The following is a 3574-nucleotide window of genomic DNA, read 5'->3' as shown; positions in this document are numbered from 1 at the left end:
GTCTTTATTTTTCATGATTTCCTCCTTCTTGGAGTATATCCAAAAGATAGAAATCATTTATTGAGTTTCAACATTTAAAGGGAACATAGCCAAAGATAAAGTTTGCATAATATGTCTACACAGGCAGAAATCCCAAAACTGGAGAAAAGGTCCAGATACCTGCCAAAAGATTGCCCTTCTTCAAGCCGGGTAAAGAATTGAAAGATAAGGTCAATGCCGTTTCTTTAACTTTAAGTGGTCGTCTTTAGGGTTAAATGGAATCGTTTCTGCTTCACACGGTGTCGTCTCGGAAATTTTCGGTTCGGTCGAATTCCCTCAGTTGTTTTTATAAATATATCCCTTATTGACTCTACATACCCGGCAATCGAGTCTTTACATCGTTCGAATAGCAAAATAACTGTATCTTTCATCAGGGATAGAGCCTGGGCAAAATTGATCTGATGTACATATTTCAGTGTCTCTGATTTTTTAATAATGTCATCGCGGGTTGTGGTGGCAATTACGGCGGTTAAATTCTTGGAAAACATTTTTGCATGGAAATCCTGATAAACGGAATGGATAGTTTTTCCAGAAAAATTTTCAATCTGAACTCTGTATTTTGCTGTTTTGTAATCCTCTTCAATGGGCCATCTCAAATGGTACAGATTTGCAAAAAGTTCTTTTGGAAAAGCATCCATATCAGTCAGTGACGTGACAAGAATTTCGGTTTCACCAGAATCCAACTCAACTCGGATTAAACGGACTTCAAGGGGATGGACATCATATTCCAGTTCCTTGCATTTTTTCTTTGATAACGCTGATGCATGCAGTTTTACAACGTTTTCGGGTTTTCCGGACTCATAAAATCGTTTAACAACATTCCATTTTTTGTATGAAATACGAGCACAAAATTGGGCGCCTTGCGCCAGGATGAGTTTAAATAACCAATAGGCGGGGTATCCCCTGTCCAGCAGAATCAAATCTCGTTTCTCCAATTTCAAGCAATGAAAAGCGGCCAACTCAATTTCACCTTCCTTTTTGGGAGATATAATTGCATCAATGGTGATTTTGTTTAAAACGTCAAATAACTGGGAGACCCGAGCTTTTGGGCATGGTTTTTCCCCCTTTTTAGAATGCCATACGCCAAAGTGCTTGATAATCTGTTCTTCATCAGGAACTCTGGTGGTACTACCGTCGATAGCCAACAAATTAAATCCATACCAGGTCTGGAAATCAAAATTTCGATAAAAAAAATCAATCATATGGTCATTGAGATCGACAAAAGCATCATATTTTAATTTAGCTCGGGCTTTGCTCAAATTTCCTTTATAAATGACACGTTCGGCAATCTCTTGATGAAAAAGCGTTTTATAAAAATTGTCCAGTTCAGCCTGATATGAGCTATTGTTCATATTCAAAAGAAAAAAAATGAGTCTTTGAAAGGGTAGAAGGCGGTTTCTTTTAAAGTCCTTTTCATTTTTTTTGTTTTGATCACGAAAATCATCAGAGTAGATGAGATTTTTTAGAAACTCGATTAGCTGTGGCACATTAGTTGAGAATCATGATCCGTGCCAACATTGTTAAAGTTTTCCATTTTTTTCTCCTTTTTTAGGGGTTAAATTTAAAACTAAATCAATAACAAATATATCATAACTACCTTAATTATTAAAATAAAATTCAACAAAAACCTCTTAAAGAAACGGCATTGAAGATAGGGTTGATTATTAAAATCACATTCAAAACAGGAGCAAGAAAATGGCAGTTGAAATATACCCTTCATCATTCCGATGCGATTGCGGCCAAGAATTAGATTTTTTTGAAAGCACGGTCAAAGAAATGAAACAAATGAGCAAAAATAAACGGGTCCGTTTAGGTGAGGGAGACCATACGGTTATTTTTTACAAAGGGGAGGCGGTAGAAATCCTATGCCCGAAATTAAAGAAGTGTAAAATCACAGGTGTTGAATAAGAATACCAAAGTTTCGTACCGACTCCCGAAGCAGATACCCATCTCAACCGCGTCGGTCAGTGTTCCTGTACAAGCATAATTGGGGACAAAAACACACATTGGGAAAGTGCTGAAAGTGCGTTTCTATACGTGTAGAAACCGAGTTTTCATATGTGGAAAGGGGAGTGTCCGTATACGGACAGTTCAAAAAGTCGTGCTGATTGACCGAATATCCCAACGTGCTTATACTAGAGGTTGGACACACACGCATAAAATGGGAGGGTGTCATGAACATTCAAAGATTAACGGCATTTTTTATGTGGTGTACCATCATAAACGGGGTCTTGCTGGTCATCACAGCCATCATGGGAACCTTCGGTCTGGATTTTGTTTATGGCATTCACGGCAAACTGTTCCTGTTTTCTCGTGAGACGTTAAGTGTGATTTTTTACGGGTTCCTTGGGTTATATAAAATGATTTGGCTGGTTTTTAACGCCGTGCCGTATGTCGCCCTGCTGATAATCAGAAAGAAATATCCGTCTGACCAGGCAAAGATTTAGGCGGGCGGGTTAATTTTTGAGACCATGGAGGTGATGATATGACCATTCAAACTGAATCAACCGGCTATGAAAAAACAATCCTTTCGGACCTTCAAGGTGCCTGGATAAACTTTCGAAAATCCGTGATTGAAGATGCTGGCTTTACAGGCTGGGAAAAAGTGCTTTTTCATACAGACGAGGCCATGAGTTGGGAAACCGTCAGAAACCTAAAATTGATGCCCCCGCTGGTTCTGGTTATCAGAAACCTTTGTCTCCAGGGAAAAGCCTCAAAAGATGTTTTGACCTGGCTCAATGAAGTCCATGAGATTCTTGAAGAGGTGTTGGAAGAATATTCGGAATAGTCTATTATCCTTGCCCCGCCGAAATATCAAGGCGGCAGTGCCTGGGCAGTTTGAACCTGCTTCAGCGCTGTGCATGCTATTGCCTGTGCGGAAAACCTACCAGTACTTGCCGCTCTTGCACTTCAGGATGAGAACTGGCGCAAGCTACCATTCTGCTTCAGCTTAAAAGTTCTCACCCATTTCGTACTTTCATTGTACTGGATTTTTTAGTTCTTCAAGCACTGGTTGAGATTCGTACTTCAAAAACGCTGAATCAAAGGGAAGTTTAATTTGAGTACCAGTGCTTAAGATTTTTTCGGAAGTGCTGACAGAAAAACAAATTCTTTTTTGTTTTTCTTAAAGGAATTGTTCTTCTTATATATCCCATTTTTTCTCCGGTTTCAAAATCCCATGGTGAGCCCTTTTTTTCTTCCAAAAAAGCATGAGACAGATACAACTTTTCAGTGATTTGACCACCAAGGTCCCGCCACTCTCCCAAGATATAAACCCCTTGCTTTTGTTTCTTTCCCTCTGGGACAATAAACTCAAGCCTAATGATACGGTTCAAAGCCAATTGTTCTATATATTTTTTAACTGTGTCTTTGTCCAAAAAACATTCTTTGCCAATTTTGCTGTAGCTGGAACAGTATGCCAAATATCCACGGTCATAATAATTTTTCTTTATCGGATATCCCTTACAATGATATCCAGCCACTGCTGATAGGCCGATATAGAGTCAAAATCAACAGAATTCCGGAGCAATAAGGC

General features: G+C 39.1%; 5 protein-coding genes and 1 pseudogene. 4 read left to right on the top strand and 2 right to left on the bottom strand.

What is annotated here, in order from left to right; translation table 11 throughout:
• Positions 1-116: 116 nt before the first annotated feature.
• Positions 117-248, top strand: a pseudogene (locus tag B147_RS31030) (HU family DNA-binding protein); the annotation flags it as partial.
• Here B147_RS31030 and B147_RS0106750 read toward each other — a convergent pair.
• Entirely contained in the window at positions 231-1526 is a 1296-nt protein-coding gene (locus tag B147_RS0106750) for an IS4 family transposase (RefSeq protein ID WP_020586464.1), read from the bottom strand. The pseudogene B147_RS31030 and the gene B147_RS0106750 overlap by 18 nt on opposite strands.
• Positions 1527-1734: 208 nt before the next feature.
• Between B147_RS0106750 and B147_RS0106745 the strand changes: the two genes are divergently transcribed.
• The 3 genes from B147_RS0106745 (at position 1735) to B147_RS0106735 (ending at position 2827) form a co-directional block, all read left to right on the top strand.
• On the top strand, positions 1735-1947 hold the full coding sequence (locus B147_RS0106745) for a hypothetical protein (RefSeq protein WP_020586463.1): 213 nt from the start codon (positions 1735-1737) through the stop codon (positions 1945-1947).
• A 266-nt stretch (positions 1948-2213) separates the two neighbouring features.
• Positions 2214-2486, top strand: a complete 273-nt coding sequence (locus tag B147_RS0106740) for a DUF6868 family protein (protein WP_020586462.1) — start codon at positions 2214-2216, stop codon at positions 2484-2486.
• A 38-nt stretch (positions 2487-2524) separates the two neighbouring features.
• Positions 2525-2827 carry a hypothetical protein gene (locus B147_RS0106735; protein WP_020586461.1) on the top strand — a complete coding sequence of 101 codons (303 nt, stop codon included), beginning with the start codon at positions 2525-2527 and terminating at the stop codon, positions 2825-2827.
• Between the two features lie 265 nt (positions 2828-3092).
• Here B147_RS0106735 and B147_RS0106730 read toward each other — a convergent pair whose 3' ends face one another.
• Positions 3093-3416, bottom strand: a complete 324-nt coding sequence (locus tag B147_RS0106730; RefSeq protein WP_157237804.1) for a hypothetical protein — start codon at positions 3414-3416, stop codon at positions 3093-3095.
• Positions 3417-3574: the final 158 nt, after the last annotated feature.

This window comes from Desulfobacter curvatus DSM 3379, assembly GCF_000373985.1.
Taxonomy (GTDB): domain Bacteria; phylum Desulfobacterota; class Desulfobacteria; order Desulfobacterales; family Desulfobacteraceae; genus Desulfobacter; species Desulfobacter curvatus.
Note: the sequence above shows the minus strand (reverse complement) of the source record. Positions and strands in the feature narration are given on the sequence as shown.

What these genes read in the sequence shown, in the direction of transcription:
- B147_RS0106735 (WP_020586461.1), top strand. Translation starts at nt 2,525, where the DNA reads ATGACCATTCAAACTGAATCAACCGGCTATGAAAAAACAATCCTTTCG.
- B147_RS0106740 (WP_020586462.1), top strand. Translation starts at nt 2,214, where the DNA reads ATGAACATTCAAAGATTAACGGCATTTTTTATGTGGTGTACCATCATA.
- B147_RS0106745 (WP_020586463.1), top strand. Translation starts at nt 1,735, where the DNA reads ATGGCAGTTGAAATATACCCTTCATCATTCCGATGCGATTGCGGCCAA.